Origin of the sequence: Desulfovibrio fairfieldensis (assembly GCF_001553605.1) — a bacterium.
GTDB lineage: Bacteria > Desulfobacterota > Desulfovibrionia > Desulfovibrionales > Desulfovibrionaceae > Desulfovibrio > Desulfovibrio fairfieldensis.
Genome location: NZ_CP014229.1, coordinates 2,864,021 through 2,878,796, shown reverse-complemented (window position 1 = coordinate 2,878,796; position 14,776 = coordinate 2,864,021). Strand labels below are relative to the sequence as shown.

Annotated in this window: 15 protein-coding genes; 6 read left to right on the top strand and 9 right to left on the bottom strand. The window is 62.1% G+C overall.

Annotation, left to right across the window (positions count from 1 at the left end; translation table 11 throughout):
- The first annotated feature begins 66 nt into the window (after positions 1 to 66).
- From AXF13_RS12175 to AXF13_RS12165, 3 genes are all read left to right on the top strand, one after another.
- The gene (locus AXF13_RS12175) at positions 67 to 861 is read left to right on the top strand and encodes a helix-turn-helix transcriptional regulator (RefSeq protein WP_062253596.1); all 795 of its coding nucleotides are present in this window, start codon (positions 67 to 69) and stop codon (positions 859 to 861) included.
- A gap of 317 nt (positions 862 to 1,178) precedes the next feature.
- Complete coding sequence (locus AXF13_RS12170; RefSeq protein WP_062253594.1) at positions 1,179 to 2,708, top strand: aldehyde dehydrogenase family protein; 1,530 nt, start codon at positions 1,179 to 1,181, stop codon at positions 2,706 to 2,708.
- A gap of 71 nt (positions 2,709 to 2,779) precedes the next feature.
- Entirely contained in the window at positions 2,780 to 3,862 is a 1,083-nt protein-coding gene (locus AXF13_RS12165; RefSeq protein ID WP_062253592.1) for an ABC transporter substrate-binding protein, read from the top strand.
- Positions 3,863 to 3,938: 76 nt separating this feature from the next.
- Here AXF13_RS12165 and AXF13_RS12160 read toward each other — a convergent pair whose 3' ends face one another.
- A complete protein-coding gene (locus tag AXF13_RS12160) occupies positions 3,939 to 4,133 on the bottom strand; it encodes a hypothetical protein (RefSeq protein WP_062253590.1) in 195 nt (64 codons plus the stop codon).
- 381 nt (positions 4,134 to 4,514) lie between these two features.
- On the opposite strand from AXF13_RS12160, the gene AXF13_RS12155 reads away from it, so the two are divergent.
- Positions 4,515 to 6,110 (top strand): amidase, encoded by a 1,596-nt coding sequence (locus AXF13_RS12155; RefSeq protein ID WP_062253588.1) that lies wholly within the window; start codon positions 4,515 to 4,517, stop codon positions 6,108 to 6,110.
- A 60-nt stretch (positions 6,111 to 6,170) separates the two neighbouring features.
- Here AXF13_RS12155 and AXF13_RS12150 read toward each other — a convergent pair whose 3' ends face one another.
- Entirely contained in the window at positions 6,171 to 6,713 is a 543-nt protein-coding gene (locus AXF13_RS12150; protein ID WP_062253586.1) for a flavodoxin family protein, read from the bottom strand.
- A gap of 209 nt (positions 6,714 to 6,922) precedes the next feature.
- On the opposite strand from AXF13_RS12150, the gene AXF13_RS12145 reads away from it, so the two are divergent.
- A complete protein-coding gene (locus tag AXF13_RS12145) occupies positions 6,923 to 7,882 on the top strand; it encodes an AraC family transcriptional regulator (protein WP_062253584.1) in 960 nt (319 codons plus the stop codon).
- 82 nt (positions 7,883 to 7,964) lie between these two features.
- Here AXF13_RS12145 and AXF13_RS12140 read toward each other — a convergent pair whose 3' ends face one another.
- Positions 7,965 to 9,158, bottom strand: coding sequence for an MFS transporter (locus AXF13_RS12140; protein WP_062253582.1), 1,194 nt, complete (start codon positions 9,156 to 9,158; stop codon positions 7,965 to 7,967).
- Positions 9,159 to 9,222: 64 nt separating this feature from the next.
- A complete protein-coding gene (locus AXF13_RS12135) occupies positions 9,223 to 10,278 on the bottom strand; it encodes an alpha/beta hydrolase (protein WP_190276352.1) in 1,056 nt (351 codons plus the stop codon).
- A gap of 216 nt (positions 10,279 to 10,494) precedes the next feature.
- Here AXF13_RS12135 and AXF13_RS12130 point away from each other — a divergent pair, with 216 nt between their 5' ends.
- Entirely contained in the window at positions 10,495 to 11,409 is a 915-nt protein-coding gene (locus AXF13_RS12130; RefSeq protein ID WP_083522091.1) for an AraC family transcriptional regulator, read from the top strand.
- 251 nt (positions 11,410 to 11,660) lie between these two features.
- On the opposite strand, the gene AXF13_RS12125 is transcribed toward AXF13_RS12130, so the two are convergent.
- The 5 genes from AXF13_RS12125 to AXF13_RS12105 form a co-directional block, all read right to left on the bottom strand.
- A complete protein-coding gene (locus AXF13_RS12125) occupies positions 11,661 to 12,083 on the bottom strand; it encodes a hypothetical protein (RefSeq protein ID WP_008683383.1) in 423 nt (140 codons plus the stop codon).
- Positions 12,080 to 12,403: a hypothetical protein gene (locus AXF13_RS12120; protein WP_062253580.1), complete on the bottom strand. Its 324-nt coding sequence runs from the start codon at positions 12,401 to 12,403 to the stop codon at positions 12,080 to 12,082. The genes AXF13_RS12125 and AXF13_RS12120 overlap by 4 nt, the downstream gene beginning before the upstream one ends.
- A 53-nt stretch (positions 12,404 to 12,456) precedes the next feature.
- Positions 12,457 to 13,131, bottom strand: a complete 675-nt coding sequence (locus AXF13_RS12115; RefSeq protein WP_062253579.1) for a flagellar basal body-associated FliL family protein — start codon at positions 13,129 to 13,131, stop codon at positions 12,457 to 12,459.
- A 239-nt stretch (positions 13,132 to 13,370) separates the two neighbouring features.
- Entirely contained in the window at positions 13,371 to 13,751 is a 381-nt protein-coding gene (locus tag AXF13_RS12110; protein WP_008683386.1) for a chemotaxis response regulator CheY, read from the bottom strand.
- Between the two features lie 82 nt (positions 13,752 to 13,833).
- The gene (locus AXF13_RS12105) at positions 13,834 to 14,613 is read right to left on the bottom strand and encodes a FliA/WhiG family RNA polymerase sigma factor (protein WP_062253577.1); all 780 of its coding nucleotides are present in this window, start codon (positions 14,611 to 14,613) and stop codon (positions 13,834 to 13,836) included.
- Positions 14,614 to 14,776: the final 163 nt, after the last annotated feature.

The window sequence follows — 14,776 nt, the reverse complement described above, 5'->3', positions numbered from 1 at the left end:
TGGGGAAGCGCCAAAGGGCCACGCAACAGGCCCCTTTTTATTCGGATTTGCTTTTGCGGGGCGTCCATGGAACCACTGGAAGCCAAAAGCTATCTCGCGCCCTATGATCCGGCCGCCAGGCCGGTAGTCTGGTTTAATGACGACTTCCCACCCGATACCTGGAGCAAGCCCCATGTGCATCCCTGGGGCGAGCTGGCCTACACCGGGCACGGCTGCATGGTCATGTGCACGGAGCAGGGCAACTGGCTGGCCCCGCCCCAGCGGGCCGTCTGGGTGCCCGCCGGTTGCCGTCATGAATGGTATGTGCCTTGCGAAGCCAGGGATTGCAGCCTCTGGATCGACCAGCGCGTTCTGCTGGGGGTGGAGCGTTTCACCCGCTGCCACGTGATGGAGATCACGCCCCTGGTGCGCGAATTGCTGCTGCATCTCACGCCGCAGCCCTATTCCTACGGTGCGGATGCCCGGGGCCGTCTGGTGGCCGTGCTGCTGGACCTGCTTCTGGAATCGCCGGAAGAGGCGCAGCCGCTGGCCATGCCCAGCGACCACCGCCTGGTGGAACTGTGCACGGCCCTGCTCACCACGCCCGGCGTGTCCACTTCCCTGGCCCAGTGGGCCGAGCGCCTGGGCATGTCCGAGCGCAATCTGGCCCGGCTTTTCCGCCGGGAGACCGGCACTTCCTTCCGCACCTGGCGGCAGCGCCAGCGCATGCAGGCCGCCTACAACCGTCTGAAACAGGGCGAGAGCGTCACCTCCGTGGCCCTGGACAGCGGCTATTCCTCGATTTCAGCCTTTATCGCCACCTTCAAGCAGGCCTTCGGGCGCACGCCGGGCTGCGTTTTCCGGGCGCGCGGCGACAATTAAAGCATCCAGCACTTGAAATGCTTCAACTGCCTTAAGCCTGAACGCGTGGCTCCTCCCTCCATGCCTTCGCATGCGTCAGTCGCTTTTTTATGGCCTTTTTTGTCCGATTGCCGACAGATTTTGTCAGATTTCCGCAAGCAGTCTGTGCGCGAAAGACGCTATCTGAAAATTGAGGAAAAGAATCAGCCGGACTTCCCGGAGCGGATGCGTTTTGAAATCGCGGCCATGTGAACATGCTCCGGTTCCAGCCCAATGAGCAAGCCATGTCAGGATAACACGTTCTAGTAACAGACCAGTATCCACGCGGAGGGTACGCCATGTCGGACATCAAGATCAAAAATTTCATCAACGGCGAATGGCAGGAAGAGGCAGGCGGCAAGCGCGTGCCGCTCTACAACCCCTCCACCGGCGAGGAAATCGGCAGCGTGCCCATTTCCGGCCCGGCCACGGCTGAGGCGGCCATCGCCACGGCCCATGCGGCCTACAGGCCCTGGCGCAATCTCTCCATCGGCAAGCGCATGGCCTATATCTACAAAATCCATGACTGCATGGTGCGGGACCTGGAAAAACTGGCCCAGGCCATTGCTCTGGACCAGGCCAAGCATATTTCCGAAGCGCGCGGCGAAGTGCAGCGGGTGATCGAAATCCTGGAATCCGCCGCGGCCACGCCGTCCACGATCCAGGGCGACACCTTGGATTACATCTCCACCAATATCTCGGCCAAGGTGGTACGCCAGCCCCTGGGCGTGTTCGGCGGGGTGGCTCCCTTCAACTTCCCGGCCCTGGTCTTCGGCTGGTTCATTCCCTACGCCATTGCCGTGGGCAATACCTTCATCTTCAAACCCTCCACCCAGTCGCCCTATTTCATGCAGCTCATCTGCGAGATCTTCATGGAAATCGGGCTGCCCGCGGGCGTGGTCAACGTGGTGCACGGCAACCGCGACATTCCCGGTTCCTGGTATGAGGACCCGCGCATGGCGGGCGTCTGCCTGGTGGGCTCCACGCCCACGGCCAAAGCCATGGCCGCGGGCTGCGCCAAGGGGGCCAAGCGTTCCATGCTGCTGGGCGGGGCCAAGAACCTGCTTCTGGTCATGGAAGACAGCAATATGGACGTCTTCATCAACAACTTCCTCAATTCCTGCTACGGCTCCGCCGGGCAGCGCTGCTTGGCCGGGTCCATCGTGGCCGCCGTGCCGGAAGTTTACGAGGAAGTGCTGGAGCGCATGATCGAGGCCTCCAAGACCGTCAAGGTGGGCGACGCCTTTGACCCCGACGTCTACATGGGGCCGCTGATTTCCCGCAAGGCCGCGGACAATGTGCTCAATTACGTGGATATCGCCCTCAAACACGGCCAGGGCTGCAAGCTGGTTCTGGATCGCCGCCGGGTGGACCTGCCGGAAAAGAACAAGAACGGTTTCTTTGTCGGCCCCTGCATCATCCGCGACGTGACGCCCTGCAACCCCCTGTTCACCACCGAGGTGTTCGGTCCTCTGGTGGCCACCATCAAGGTGGCGGACATTCACGACGCCATCGAGCTGGTCAACAGTTCGGAATACGGCAACGGGGCCTGCATTTTCACCCAGAACATGCATTACGCGGAAGTGTTCAGCCGCGATACGGATGTGGGCATGGTGGGCGTCAACGTGGGCATCTGCGCGCCGCATCCCTATGTGCCCTTCGGCGGCATCAAGGGCTCCCTGCTCGGCACGGACAAGGTGCAGGGCAAGGGCGGCATAGACTTCTTCACCCAGCACAAGGTCACCACGACGCGCACCTATGATCCCAAGGGCAAGGCCGGTCAGGCCGCCCCGGTCGCGCCGCGCGTGCGCTCCTGCGTGGCTTCGTAGCGCATCAGGCTTCGCGGGGCGCGGCATGCCCGCGTCCCGCCCCGACACCCTCTCACCCTGGAGGCATGAGGATGAAACTGCGCAATCTTTTGGGTCCGGCCCTCGCGGCCGTGCTTTTCCTGGCCGCCGCGCCCGTGTTGCAGGCCAAGGAATTGGTCAAGGTTCCCATGGGCTGGATGAACGAAAACGAAACCTTCGCCGCCTGGCTGGCCCATGAACGCGGCTGGGACAAGGAAGAAGGCCTGGATTTCGAAGTCAATTATTTCAATTCCGGTATGGACATCGTCAACGCCACGCCCTCCGGTTCCTGGGTGGTGGCGGGCAACGGCGCGGTGCCCGGCGTCTGGGGCGGCCTGCGCTACGACACCTATGTGATCGCCATCGGCAATGACGAATCCTACACCAACGGCGTGCTGGTCCGCCCGGACAGCCCCATCGCCAAGGTCAAGGGCTGGAACAAGGACTTCCCCGACGTATTGGGCAGCCCGGAAACCGTGCGCGGCAAGACCTTCCTCTGCACCACCATGTCCTCGCCGCACATGGCCCTTTCCTCCTGGCTCAAGGTGCTGGGCCTCACGGACAAGGACGTGGTCATCAAGAACATGGATCAGCCCCAGGCCTTGGGCGCGTTTGAAAACGGCACCGGCGACGGCGTGGCCCTCTGGGCGCCGCACCTCTACGTAGGCGAAGCCAAGGGCTGGAGGCTGGCGGGCAACATCAAGAATTGCGGCCAGACCCTGCCCATTGTGATCCAGGCAGACAAAAAGTATGCCGACGCCCATCCGGAAGTCATCACCGGCTTCCTGCGCGCCTATATGCGCGGCATCCATATGCTCAAGAACGAGCCCGCCGAATCCCTGGTGCCCCTGTACCGCCGTTTCTTCATGGACTGGGCGGGCCAGCAGTACACCCCGGAAGTGGCTCTCAAGGACATCAAGACCCACCCGGTCTTCAACTATGAGGAGCAGCTCAGGCTGCTGGACAATTCCAAGGGCATGAGCGAGGCGCAGCAGTGGCAGCGGTACCTGGCCGCCTTCTTTACCCAGTTGGGCCGCCTCACCCCTGAGGAATATGAAAGGGTCAAGAACGCCGACTATGTGACCGACAAGTTTATGAAGATGGTCAAGACGCCCATTCCGCCGTACGCCAAGTAGCCTTGCGGGCGCTGTCCTCGCTTGAACGGCGGTGAACCCGGCCCCGCGCGCCCAGAGCGCGCGGGGCATTTTACATTCAAGGGCGGGATGAGCCCAGGGCGAAGCGTTTCCAGTCCACCCGCAGCAACACCCACAGAAGCATGGCGCACTGGACGAGCTGGGAGGCGATCATGGCCCAATAAACTCCGGCGGAAGAGCGCAGCACCACGTGCCCCAGCCACCACGAAAGCGGCAGGCGCACTCCCCATACGGCAAGCGCGTAACTCCACATGGGAGGATCAGATATATCTCCGCGCGTCCCGACAACGCGGCCTGCCCCCGCTGTTGGACTTCTCCACGGCTTTTGACGGCATCCGGATGCGGGCCCGGATGTAACATATCCCTCCTGAATTGAAAAAGCTCCCAACTATGATTATAGAATAAGGAACGCGTATTCCCGGTTATCGCTGCCGGGGCGGGGGCCGCGCATCCGGACGGCCCGGAAGGCGGCGGATTGCATATTGCCGGTTCCGCCCCGGGAAAGGCGGCTCCTCGGGCGAGAGGCGCGGCAAACAAGCCGCTCGTGGGCCCTGGCTGTGCGGCGCCGCTGTTGCGGCCGCGTTGCGGAAACGGCAGAGCGCTTGCGGCGGCATAGACATACAAGGAACTGATTATGATTTCTGTTATAAAACGGCGCGACTTTCTCCGTTTGAGCGCCATTGCGGCCATTGAAGCCGGGCTTTTCTCCATCGGCTTCCCTCGTTCCTCCCTGGCCGGGGCTCCGGCGAAAGAGGGCCTGGCCTATCTGACGGCTGTGGAACAGATACAATATTTCAGGGAAGGCGCGCTGTCCCCGGTGGACGTGCTCACGGCCCAGATTGAAAGAATAAACAAATATAACGGGCCGTTGAACACCAGCGGCAGGGAATTAAAAGACTATCTGAAATTCAATGGTCAGGTGAATGCCGTTACGTACGAGCATTTCGGCCAGGCCATGCAGGCCGCCAAGGAAGCGGAAAAACGCTATAAATCTGGTTCCGCTCGGGCCCTGGAAGGCGTGACCGTCGCCGTCAAGGACGAAAACGACGTGCGCGGCTGGCGCGTGACCATGGGCTCGGTGCTTCTGCAGGACGCTCCCCCGGCCGGGGAAAACGCCGCCATCATCGACATGCTGCTCTCTGAAGGGGCCATATTGCACATTCAGACCACAGTGCCGGAACTCTATATCCACAGCCAGACATGGTCCCGGCTGTGGGGCGTCACGCGCAATCCCTGGAACCTCCATTACGCGGTGGGCGGCTCCTCCGGCGGGTCCGGGGCGGCCTTGGCGGCCGGATTCACAACTCTCGCCACAGGCTCGGACATGGGGGGCTCGATTCGGATTCCCGCATCGCTTTGCGGGCTCTACGGCTTTAAGGCGCCTTTCGGCCGTGTTCCCACTTCCGAGACCACCTTTGAGACGCTCGGGCCCCTTGCCCGGACCTTTGACGACATGGTGCTGATGCAGAATGTGATCACCGGGCCGCATCCCAAGGTGCATGCCGCCCTGCGGCCGAAACTGGACTATCCGCGCACGTACGGGGGTCTTAAGGGCGTGAGAATCGCGCTTGATTATTTCGAGAGCTGGATACCGGAGGGCATTGATCCTTCGGTCCGGGAAGCGCTGGCGGATGCCGCGGCCGTTCTGCGCGGCCAGGGGGCCGTTGTGGACGAGGTCAGGCTGGGCTGGAGCTACGCGGGCCAGTACAAAACCTTCATGCACGGCCTGCTTTCCACCGGGATCGGCGCCATGCTGCTGAACGCCGGGCAACATCGGGACAAGCTCACCAGCTACGCCGCGCATTTCCTCAAGGAGGCGCGCAACGGCGGCCCGGAGGCCATGGCAGCCGCCGACGAACTTGCGACCCGGCTCCATCGGCAGTTGCAGCAGGATGTTTTCGGCAAGGGGTATCGCGCCCTGCTCATGCCCACTCTGGCAACGCCGTATTTCCCGGCGGACAACGATCCCACCACCGACACGGTGATGGTGAACGGCAAACCCGTCAAAGGAATGGCGCACGTGCTGACGTATATCTGGAACCTGCTCAGCCGCTATCCCGTGGTGGATGTGCCGGTGGGCATTGCCGGGAACAATATTCCCATCGGCATGCAGGTGGTGGGAAACACTTTTGACGACCTCGCCGCGTTCCAGGTGGCTTCCGGCTATTCCCGGGCCGGGCTGCATCTGTACAAAGGCGACCTGTTCCCTGATTACCGAAATAAGGCCTGATCTGAAAGGGGGCGCGCTCCCAACGCGCCCCCTCCTCCGTGGTCATAAGCATTGCCTGGGTCAGGCCTGTCTGCCCAGGTCGTAAGCGGCTTTCAGGGCGGCGGGAACGTTCTGAATTTCACCAACACCGGTCACGCCCACGCCCCGGACCACGCCTTTCAGGCGGGCCTTTTCAAAACAGTCGATCCAGCCCTGCAGACCCTTGACCGCGCCGTCCATGGCGCTTTCCGCCCCGTCCGCCGCACTGGCCAGCAGATAAATATCCCGGAAGGCGTAGTCCGAGGGGAAGAGGGGGTTCGTGCGGTCGAGCAGGGTCTTCATCTGGCCGCACATTTCATAAAAGTAAATGGGCGTGGCAAAGACGATGACCTCGGCGGACCGCATGGTTTGCGCAATGGCATCCGCATCGTCGCGGATGACGCAGCGCTGTGTTTTCTGGCAGGCCAGACAGCCTCTGCAAAAGCCGATGGTTTTGTCGTACAGAACTATTTTTTCCACCTGATGGCCTGCCTCCCGCGCGCCCTCGGCAAAGGCGTCGGCCAGGCCGTCGGAATTGCCGCCCTTGCGCGGGCTGGTGGAAAGGATCAGAATTTTTTTGCTCATACTGGTCTTACCTCGCTTGGTTTCCGGCTTGGAGCGGCTGGATGCCCTCGCCTCTGCCGGGTTTTCAGCTGTTGCGTCAGATATAAGCCCGACCTTGGGCTCCATGAAGCAATAAAATTATCCATTTTTTGCCTGATTCTGCCGTGAGCTTCCCCTCTGCCGCCGCCTGTGCTAGCTGGGAGAAAACAACGTTTCTTGCGGAGAAAGCCATGCAGACAGACGGGATCGCCATGCGGGAAGAGGCCATGCGGGAGGCCAATGAGCGCCTGAAGACGACGCTCATGCGTCTGGCCCCGGAGCCGGGCAGGCAGTCCACGGCCGTGGAGGGCCTGACGCTGACGCGCTGGAACGCGGCGAATATGGTGGATACCTGTTTTTACGCTCCGTCCGTCGGCCTGATCGTGCAGGGCCGCAAGAAGTCCGTGATCGGGCGTGAGATCTTCCGCTACGGAGAGCTGGACTGCCTGGTCAACGGCGTGGACATGCCGAGCGAGAGCCGGATACTCGGGGCCTCGCCGGAGCAGCCGCTGCTGGCCGTCTCGCTGGTGATCAACCGGGCGCTTGCCACGGAACTGGCTTCAGTGGCGGCATCCTCTTTCGATGCTCCGGGCGGCCGCTGTCTCGGCGTGTCCGTGGCCAGGGTCGAGCCCGACGTCCACGACGCCTTTGCGCGCCTGGTCGACTTGCTGGACAGGCCCGAAGAGGCGGCCCTGATGGCCCCGCTGCTGGTGCGGGAGGTCCTCTTCCGCGTGCTGGCCGGGCCGCAGGGCGGGGATCTGCGGCGGCTCCACACGGTCGGTTCCCACGGGCATCAGGTGGCCGAGGCCATAATCTGGCTGCGGGCAAACTACATGCGGCCCCTGTCGGTGGACGCGCTGGCCGCGCGGGTCGCCATGGCCACGTCCACCTTTCACCGCCAGTTTAAAAAGGTGACGTCCCTGAGCCCTCTGCAATTCCAGAAGCGTTTACGGCTCTATGAGGCCCAGCGCCTGATGCTCAGCCGCAATCTGGACGCCAACCACGCGGGCCGTGCCGTGGGCTATGAAAGTTCCTCGCAGTTCAGCCGTGAATACAGCCGTCTGTTCGGCGCGCCGCCGCGCAGGGATTTGGTCAGGATGTTGGGCGAACCCCAGACGACACCCTCATCAGAGCAAAGTAAGAGCCCCTAACCGGACGATATCCGCCGTCGCGCAAAAGTCAGGCGACATTTTTCTGAATGCCCGCCTGACTTTTATGCCGTGTTTTTTGGCTTCAGGGGAGCTGCTCCCTGTCCTTGGCGTACAGCGTAAAAATGCCTCTGACCAGGCCTGCGGCCGCGAGGAGAAACGTCACGGCGATCAGAAAGATGCCGCTGATGCCGAAGTCGTCAAAAGTCAGGCCGCCCACGGCGGCCACAAGGCCGATGGAAAACTGGGTGACCGCCACGGAGATGCCGCCCGCCAGTTCCGCCTTGTCGGCGAGCGTGCGGGCAATCCAGGCGGACCAGCTGACCGGGATGAAGCCGAAGAGGAATCCCCAGGCCATGACCAGGATCATGTTCAGCGGGCGGTTCTGCACGTAAAACAGCAGGATTGCCACAGCGGCAAGCGCGAGGTGCACGCCGAACAGGGTAGGCCGGAACCATTTGCCCAGAACAAAACCGGCGGCCAGGGTGCCGAGGCAGTTGGCGATGCCGAAGGCCAGGAGCACTGAGGACAGCGCGGCGGGTTGAAGCGCGAGATCATGCTCCAGAAACGGCCTGAGATAGGTGAAAAAGACGTGATAGCCGCCGTAACTGAAAATGGTGCCGCCCATGCCCGCCAGCACCCAGTTCCGCCGCAACAGGGCGAACATGTTGCTGAAGCTGTTTCCGGGGCGGGACGGCAGCGGCGGGATGACCGCGAACTGCCAGGCGTACATGACGCCGCCCAGCAGCGAGGTGAGCAGAAAGACGTTGCGCCAGCCGAGCAGATGGCCGAGATAGCTGGCCAGGGGCAGGGAAAGAATGGTCGCCACTGAAACCCCGGCGTACACGATGCTCAGCGCGCGGGGAAGATCCTTTGCGGGCACCAGCTGCAAAGTGACCGCCGGGGCCATGGACCAGAAGCCCCCCACGCAGATGCCCAGCAGGCCGCGTCCGGCCAGGAGGACGTAATAGTTCGGGGCCAGGGCCACAAGCAGATTTGAGACAATCAGCAGCAGCGAAAAGGCCAGCAAAATGCGTCGCCTGTCCATGCCCCTGGTCAGCGGTGAAAGAAGCAGGCTGGTGAGTACGGCGAAAACGCCTACGGCGGTGACCGTCTGCCCGGCCATGCCTTCGGTGACGGCCAGGTCCCGGGCCATGGGCGTCAGCAGGCTGACGGGCATGAATTCCGCCGCGATGAGACATGTGACGCCCATGAACAGGGAAAACACGGCGGACCAGTGCGCCGTATCGCTCTGAAAAACGGCAGTGTGCGCGTTCATCTGATGGCATCTCCGGCCGGAGCCCCGCAAGCGGCGCGGAACCCCGGCATTTTTTCATAAGGGCTTACTTCAGATTTTCGCTGAAAAAAGCCGTGAGCTTGTCAAAGGGAATGCGGTCGAGCCGGTCGTAGAGATCGACGTGCCCGGCATCCGGAACAATGAAGAGTTCCTTGGGTTCGGCCGCGAGCCGGTATGCATCTTCACTGAACTCCACGGAGTGGGCCTTTTCACCGGCGATGAACAGCAGGGGACGCGGAGAGATCGTTTCCAGGTCCGCGAAGGGATAAAAATTCATGAATTTGACGTTGCTGGTCAGAGTCGGGTGGGTCGTGAGCAGGGGCGACGAGCCCTTGGGCGTGAATTCGCCCCGCGGCGTGCGGTAGAAGTCGTAAAATTCGCGCTCAACCGGGGTGGAGTTTGCATGCAGTTCATGCACGCTCCCGCTGGTATATTTGGTTTCGCCGCCGCTGAACTCCACATAGCGCTGTTCCGACGCCTCCCGGAGGATCTGCTTGCGTTGCCCCGGCGTCAGCGCGTGCCGGAGCCCGTTGCGGTTGGCCGCGCCCATATCGTACATGCTGACCGTGGCAATGGCTTTCAGGCGCGGGTCAACCTTGGCGGCGCTGAGCACAAAGCTCCCGCTGCCGCAAATCCCGATGGCCCCGATCTGTTCCCTGTCGACAAAGGGCCTGGTGCCGAGAAAATCCACGGCGGCGCTGAAATCCTCGGCATAGATGTCCGGGGAAACGGCATTGCGTGGCTCGCCCTCGCTTTCCCCCCAGAAGGAGAGGTCCAGGGAAAGGGCCACGAAACCTTGTTCCGCCATCTTGGCGGCATACAGGTTCGCGCTCTGCTCCTTTACCGCGCCCATGGGATGCCCCACAATGACGGCGGGATGTTTCAGATTCTGATCCAAGGCCTTGGGCAGGAAGAGATTGCCCGCAACAGTCATTTTGTACTGATTCTTGAATGTGACCTTTTGCATGCTGACTGCCTCGCCGGTGTAAAAGTTGTCGGCCCCCTGGGGCGTGCCCTGGGCAAGAGCCGGAATGCCGCCGAAGGACAATATGCCCAGCACGGCGGCCGTTATGCCGAGTAATCGGAATCTGCGCATGCTCATTTCTCCTTGAGTGTGTGGAGCGTCGTCGAATATTCTGTTGCCTGCCGGATCAACGCCGCCCGGCGGGACGCTCACCATGGCCTGCTGTATAGCGCGGTCCGCCGCGGGCGGTGTAGATATGGAATTATCCGTTTTTTGCACGATTCTGCCGGGGCTTTTGCCCTTGCCCGGCCTGGGGTATTCTGGCACGCACGGCAAAGATCAGGAGATGCTGCGGTGAACGAGCTCAAAGACGGCGCTGGGGCCGGAAGAACCGATGCCCTGCTCAGGGAGATGTGCTTGCGGCGCATGCCCGCGCCCGGCGATTATCCCACGCCCGTGCCGGGTTTTGTCCTGCATCGGCGGGATGAGCCCCACAAGCCGGAAAACTGCTTCAACAGGCCCATTCTGGCCGTCACCGTGCAGGGGGCCAAACGGACGGTGGCGGGGGGCGAGGAGTATCGCTACGGCGCGGGGCATTGTCTGCTCGCGGGCGTGGACATGCCGAACATGAGCCACATTACGGACGCCTCGCCGGAGAGGCCCTATCTGGTGCTCTCCCTGGACCTGGACAGCCATCTGACCGCGCGGCTCGCTGCCGGTCTGCCTCCGGCGCGGGCGCGCGAGGCTCTCAAGGGCAGTGCCGTGAGCCCCACGGACCCGGAAGTGCTCAGGGCTTTTCTGCGCCTGATGGAGCTGCTGGACAGGCCGGAGCATATTCCGGTGCTCGCGCCCATCACGCTGCGGGAGATACATCTGCGCCTGCTCCTGGGTCCGCAGGGCGAGCTGCTCCGGGCCCTCAATACCCAAGGCACCAAGAGCAATCAGGTTTTTCAGGGCATCAACTGGCTGCGCGACAACGTCAAAGCGCCTCTGGACGTGGATGCGCTGGCAAGGCGTCTGAATATGGCCCCGCCCACATTCCGCAAACACTTCAAGGCCGTTACGGGCATGAGTCCCGGCGCGTATCACAAGCATCTGCGGCTCTATGAGGCGCAGCGCCTTATGCTGGTGGAGACGGCGGACGCGGCGCGCGCCGCCTACGCCGTGGGCTATGAAAACCTGCCCCAGTTCTACCGTGAGTATAAGCGGTTGTTCGGCGCGCCGCCCGCACGGGATGCGCGTCGCTTGCGGGAAAAGGCTCCGGCCTGACTGCCGCGTCCACAAGACAGAGCCCCCGCGCGGAGTGACCCGCGCGGGGGCTTTTGCATACCGGGACCTAGGCCTGTTGACACTGTAGAATTTTTGCCCGCTCGCCACATCAGATTTCACCTGCATTTTCGGCTGAGTGCCAAAAGAGTGCACTCCCTCAAAGCAGGCTTATCTTCCTTGCGAGCGAACAAAAATTCTACAGTGCCAACAGGCGTTAGAGCAGAGTAATATTGAAATGGTCTGGCATACTATTACGGATTCTGAGCCAGAATCAGCTCCACCTCATCCACGCTGAGCCCGGCGTTGCGGGCGATCTGGCGGCTGGACAGGCCCTTGCGGCGGCCGTTGAGAATGATTTCGCGCAGAAACTGCGGCGAACGGCAGATGCCTTCGGCCTGTTCCAGCAGGCGGCGCAGTTCCTGGGCGCGTTCTTCCAGTTTTTCGTCCAGGCCGCGCAGTTCGGCCTGGCGCTGGGCGAAGGTCGCCACGATTTCCCGCTCCAGGCGCGCGTTCATCTCAATGCGGGCCAGCAGGCTTTCCTGATTGCCCTGCAAGGTGTTGAGCAGGGTTTCGGAGCGGCGCAGGCGCAGATAAAAGAAGAGCACGCCGCCCAGGATGAGCAGTTCCAAAAGGGAAAAGACAATGACCAGCGCGAGAAAAGGAGTGACGTTCATACTTTGACGTTCAGCAGATTGCCCACCAGCGGCGAGGGAGAGGCGCGCGGTTCGTCGTCTTCGGCGTCGTACGGCTGGGGCCGTTTGCGGCGGCGGCTGCCGAACTGCGCGTTGCCGCCGCCGCGCCCGTCGGGCGCGATGTTGGGGCCTTCGGCTTTTTCTGTTTTTTCGATTTGTTGCTGTTGCTGACGGGCCATTTCAGCGGCCAGAACCCGCGACATCGCCAGCGAGGCCTGGGGGGCCACGGCGGCGGCATTGGCCAGGGGAGCGGCCAGGCCCGTCTGGGCATAGAGTACGGCCATGGTGGCGTCGACGCTCATGGCGATTCCCCGGGCGCCCTTCAGGACGCCCTCATCCGAACTACGGTACTTCCCTATTCATTCAGATAGCTTTCAAACAGAATATCCTCGATCTTGCCATGCGTCAGATAGTCGTTCAGCACGGAGGTCAGATCCTGCTTGATGGCCGGGCCGTTGCGCGGGTCCATCAGATATTCGTTGCTCTTGCTGCGCAGATAATAATACATGGCGTCGCGCAGGGAAATCATCTTCTGGTCCATTTCCTTGCCCAGGCCGGCGTCCTTGCTCACGGCGGAAAATTTGCAGACCAGAAAGCGGGTTTTGCTTTTGCCGTCATCGCGCGGCACAAGGAAGGGAGCGAACTCCTTGATGTAATCCGGCTTGGTTTTCACCGTGGGCTTGGAGGGCACCACGATGACCTCGGGCTTGAGCGCATCCGGCGCGGGCGGCGGCGTGCGCAGAAAAAACCACCAGGCGGCCGCGCCCAGAATCAGCAGCAGGCCGACGACCGCCCCGGCGGCCAGCAGGAACAGCTTTTTTTTCTTTTGCTTGGCCTGGGCGGCGGCCTGATCCTCAGGCTCGGCGGGAAGGTTGTCTTCCTGTTCAGCGGGCAGATCATCTTCCGTCGGCTGGAGGAAGGGCGCGTCGTCAAGGTCCAGCTCCACCTTGGTCTGGCCGAGGCTGGGGCCCAGGCTGACCTGTACTTCGTCCTTGGGCGGGGCTGTTTTGAGTTCGGTTTCGTCTGCCACGCGTTTACTCCCGGGCGGCCCGGCGCATCTTGCAGTCACGCATGGCGGCCATGCATGCAGGAAGGGCTCGGAAAAAATTCCGGCGGAACGGCGTTGCCGCGCTTACGGATGCGGCGGGCCCTGCGCAAAAACGCGGGCCGCGAACATGCGGGCGTGTCCTGCGGGTGACGGCGGTCCGCTTAAGTCCAGAGGCGGCGGCATGGCTTTGCTGTTCGCCGCGATTCCAGGCGCGGCGTGCGCTAGGGAAAAATTTTGTCGATTTTCTGTTTCATGGTGTCGGCGGTGAACGGCTTGACGATGTAATTGGACACCTTGGCCTGCACCGCTTCGATGATATTTTCCTGCTGGGCCTCGGCCGTGACCATCAGAAAGGGAATGTCGGCGAACTGCTCGCTGGCGCGCACTTTGCGCAGCAGATCAATGCCGGTCATCTGGGGCATATTCCAGTCGGAAACGATGAACTCGACCTTTTCCCGGTTGAGAACTTCCCAGGCCGTGGTGCCGTCGTCGGCCTCCACCACGTTATTGAAGCCGAGCTGGCGCAGAATGTTGCGCACAATACGGCGCATGGTGGAAAAGTCGTCCACGACGAGGACACGCATATTGGGATTGTAAGGCATGACATATACTCCTTCGACGATCCGGGCAAAATAGCCGGAGACGCTGGCGCGTCCGCGCCGCAAAGGCCGCAGTCCGGTTCCGCTACATTTCCGCGGTGCCGTACAGACTGGCAAACTCTTTGCGCAGGCGGCCCAGAGCCTGCGAATGCAACTGCGAGACGCGGCCTTCGGTAATACCCATGATTTCAGCCGTTTCACGCATGTTTAATTCGTCTGTATAATATAATGAGAGTACCAACTTTTCTCTAGGCGTCAAGCGTTCGATCAGCGGGGCCACGCGTTCCACAAGTTCCCGCAGGGCCGTATTGCTGTAGGGTTCGCCGCCGCTTTCCGGACCGTCGCCGGCCAGGGTGTCCTGTATGGCGTCCAGGGAGAGCCAGAGCTGGTTCTGCAAGGCTTCCAGGCCCTGGCGCACATCGCGCAACTCCAGGCCGGTGATATCTTGCAGTTCCTCCTCAGTGGCCTGGCGGCCCTGCTCGTGCTCCACTTTGCGCATGGCCTCGTCCAGCACGCGCACGCGCTGGCGCAGGGAGCGGGGGAACCAGTCCAGGCGGCGCAACTCGTCCAGCATGGCCCCGCGGATGCGGTTTTCCGCGTAGGTCTCAAAGCGGATGCCCAACTGCGGACGAAATTTGCCCAGAGCTTCCATGAGGCCCAGAGTGCCGGAGCTGATCATCTCGCCCAATTCCACGCTGCGGGGCAGCTTGGATTTGAGCCGCAGAGCCAGAAAGCGGATCTTGGGCGCGTAGTGCCGCACCACCTCTTCCTGTTCCGCCGAGGAGAAATCCTCCCAGGCTGTGGCGCCGGTTTCAAGCGCTTCCCAGGGACTTACCTGTTGTGCTTGCGCTGTGCCGGTTTTCATGTCGTGTTCCTTTCCGGTTCGTGCCTCTTCTTCCTCCGGCATGCCCGCATGCCGCGTTGTGTTGCCGCCGTCCTCAGCCCGCCCGGCCGGACGACGGAGTAATAATCCCGTTGAGAGTATTGTATCGTATCGCTTTCATTCTCTTGCATGCCGCCGTGACGCG

Excerpts from the sequence above, each read along its gene's own strand:
- AXF13_RS12175 (WP_062253596.1), top strand. The coding sequence starts at position 67 with ATGGAACCACTGGAAGCCAAAAGCTATCTCGCGCCCTATGATCCGGCC.
- AXF13_RS12170 (WP_062253594.1), top strand. The coding sequence starts at position 1,179 with ATGTCGGACATCAAGATCAAAAATTTCATCAACGGCGAATGGCAGGAA.
- AXF13_RS12165 (WP_062253592.1), top strand. The coding sequence starts at position 2,780 with ATGAAACTGCGCAATCTTTTGGGTCCGGCCCTCGCGGCCGTGCTTTTC.
- AXF13_RS12160 (WP_062253590.1), bottom strand. The coding sequence starts at position 4,133 with ATGTGGAGTTACGCGCTTGCCGTATGGGGAGTGCGCCTGCCGCTTTCG.
- AXF13_RS12155 (WP_062253588.1), top strand. The coding sequence starts at position 4,515 with ATGATTTCTGTTATAAAACGGCGCGACTTTCTCCGTTTGAGCGCCATT.
- AXF13_RS12150 (WP_062253586.1), bottom strand. The coding sequence starts at position 6,713 with ATGAGCAAAAAAATTCTGATCCTTTCCACCAGCCCGCGCAAGGGCGGC.
- AXF13_RS12145 (WP_062253584.1), top strand. The coding sequence starts at position 6,923 with ATGCAGACAGACGGGATCGCCATGCGGGAAGAGGCCATGCGGGAGGCC.
- AXF13_RS12140 (WP_062253582.1), bottom strand. The coding sequence starts at position 9,158 with ATGAACGCGCACACTGCCGTTTTTCAGAGCGATACGGCGCACTGGTCC.
- AXF13_RS12135 (WP_190276352.1), bottom strand. The coding sequence starts at position 10,278 with ATGAGCATGCGCAGATTCCGATTACTCGGCATAACGGCCGCCGTGCTG.
- AXF13_RS12125 (WP_008683383.1), bottom strand. The coding sequence starts at position 12,083 with ATGAACGTCACTCCTTTTCTCGCGCTGGTCATTGTCTTTTCCCTTTTG.
- AXF13_RS12120 (WP_062253580.1), bottom strand. The coding sequence starts at position 12,403 with ATGAGCGTCGACGCCACCATGGCCGTACTCTATGCCCAGACGGGCCTG.
- AXF13_RS12110 (WP_008683386.1), bottom strand. The coding sequence starts at position 13,751 with ATGCCTTACAATCCCAATATGCGTGTCCTCGTCGTGGACGACTTTTCC.
- AXF13_RS12105 (WP_062253577.1), bottom strand. The coding sequence starts at position 14,613 with ATGAAAACCGGCACAGCGCAAGCACAACAGGTAAGTCCCTGGGAAGCG.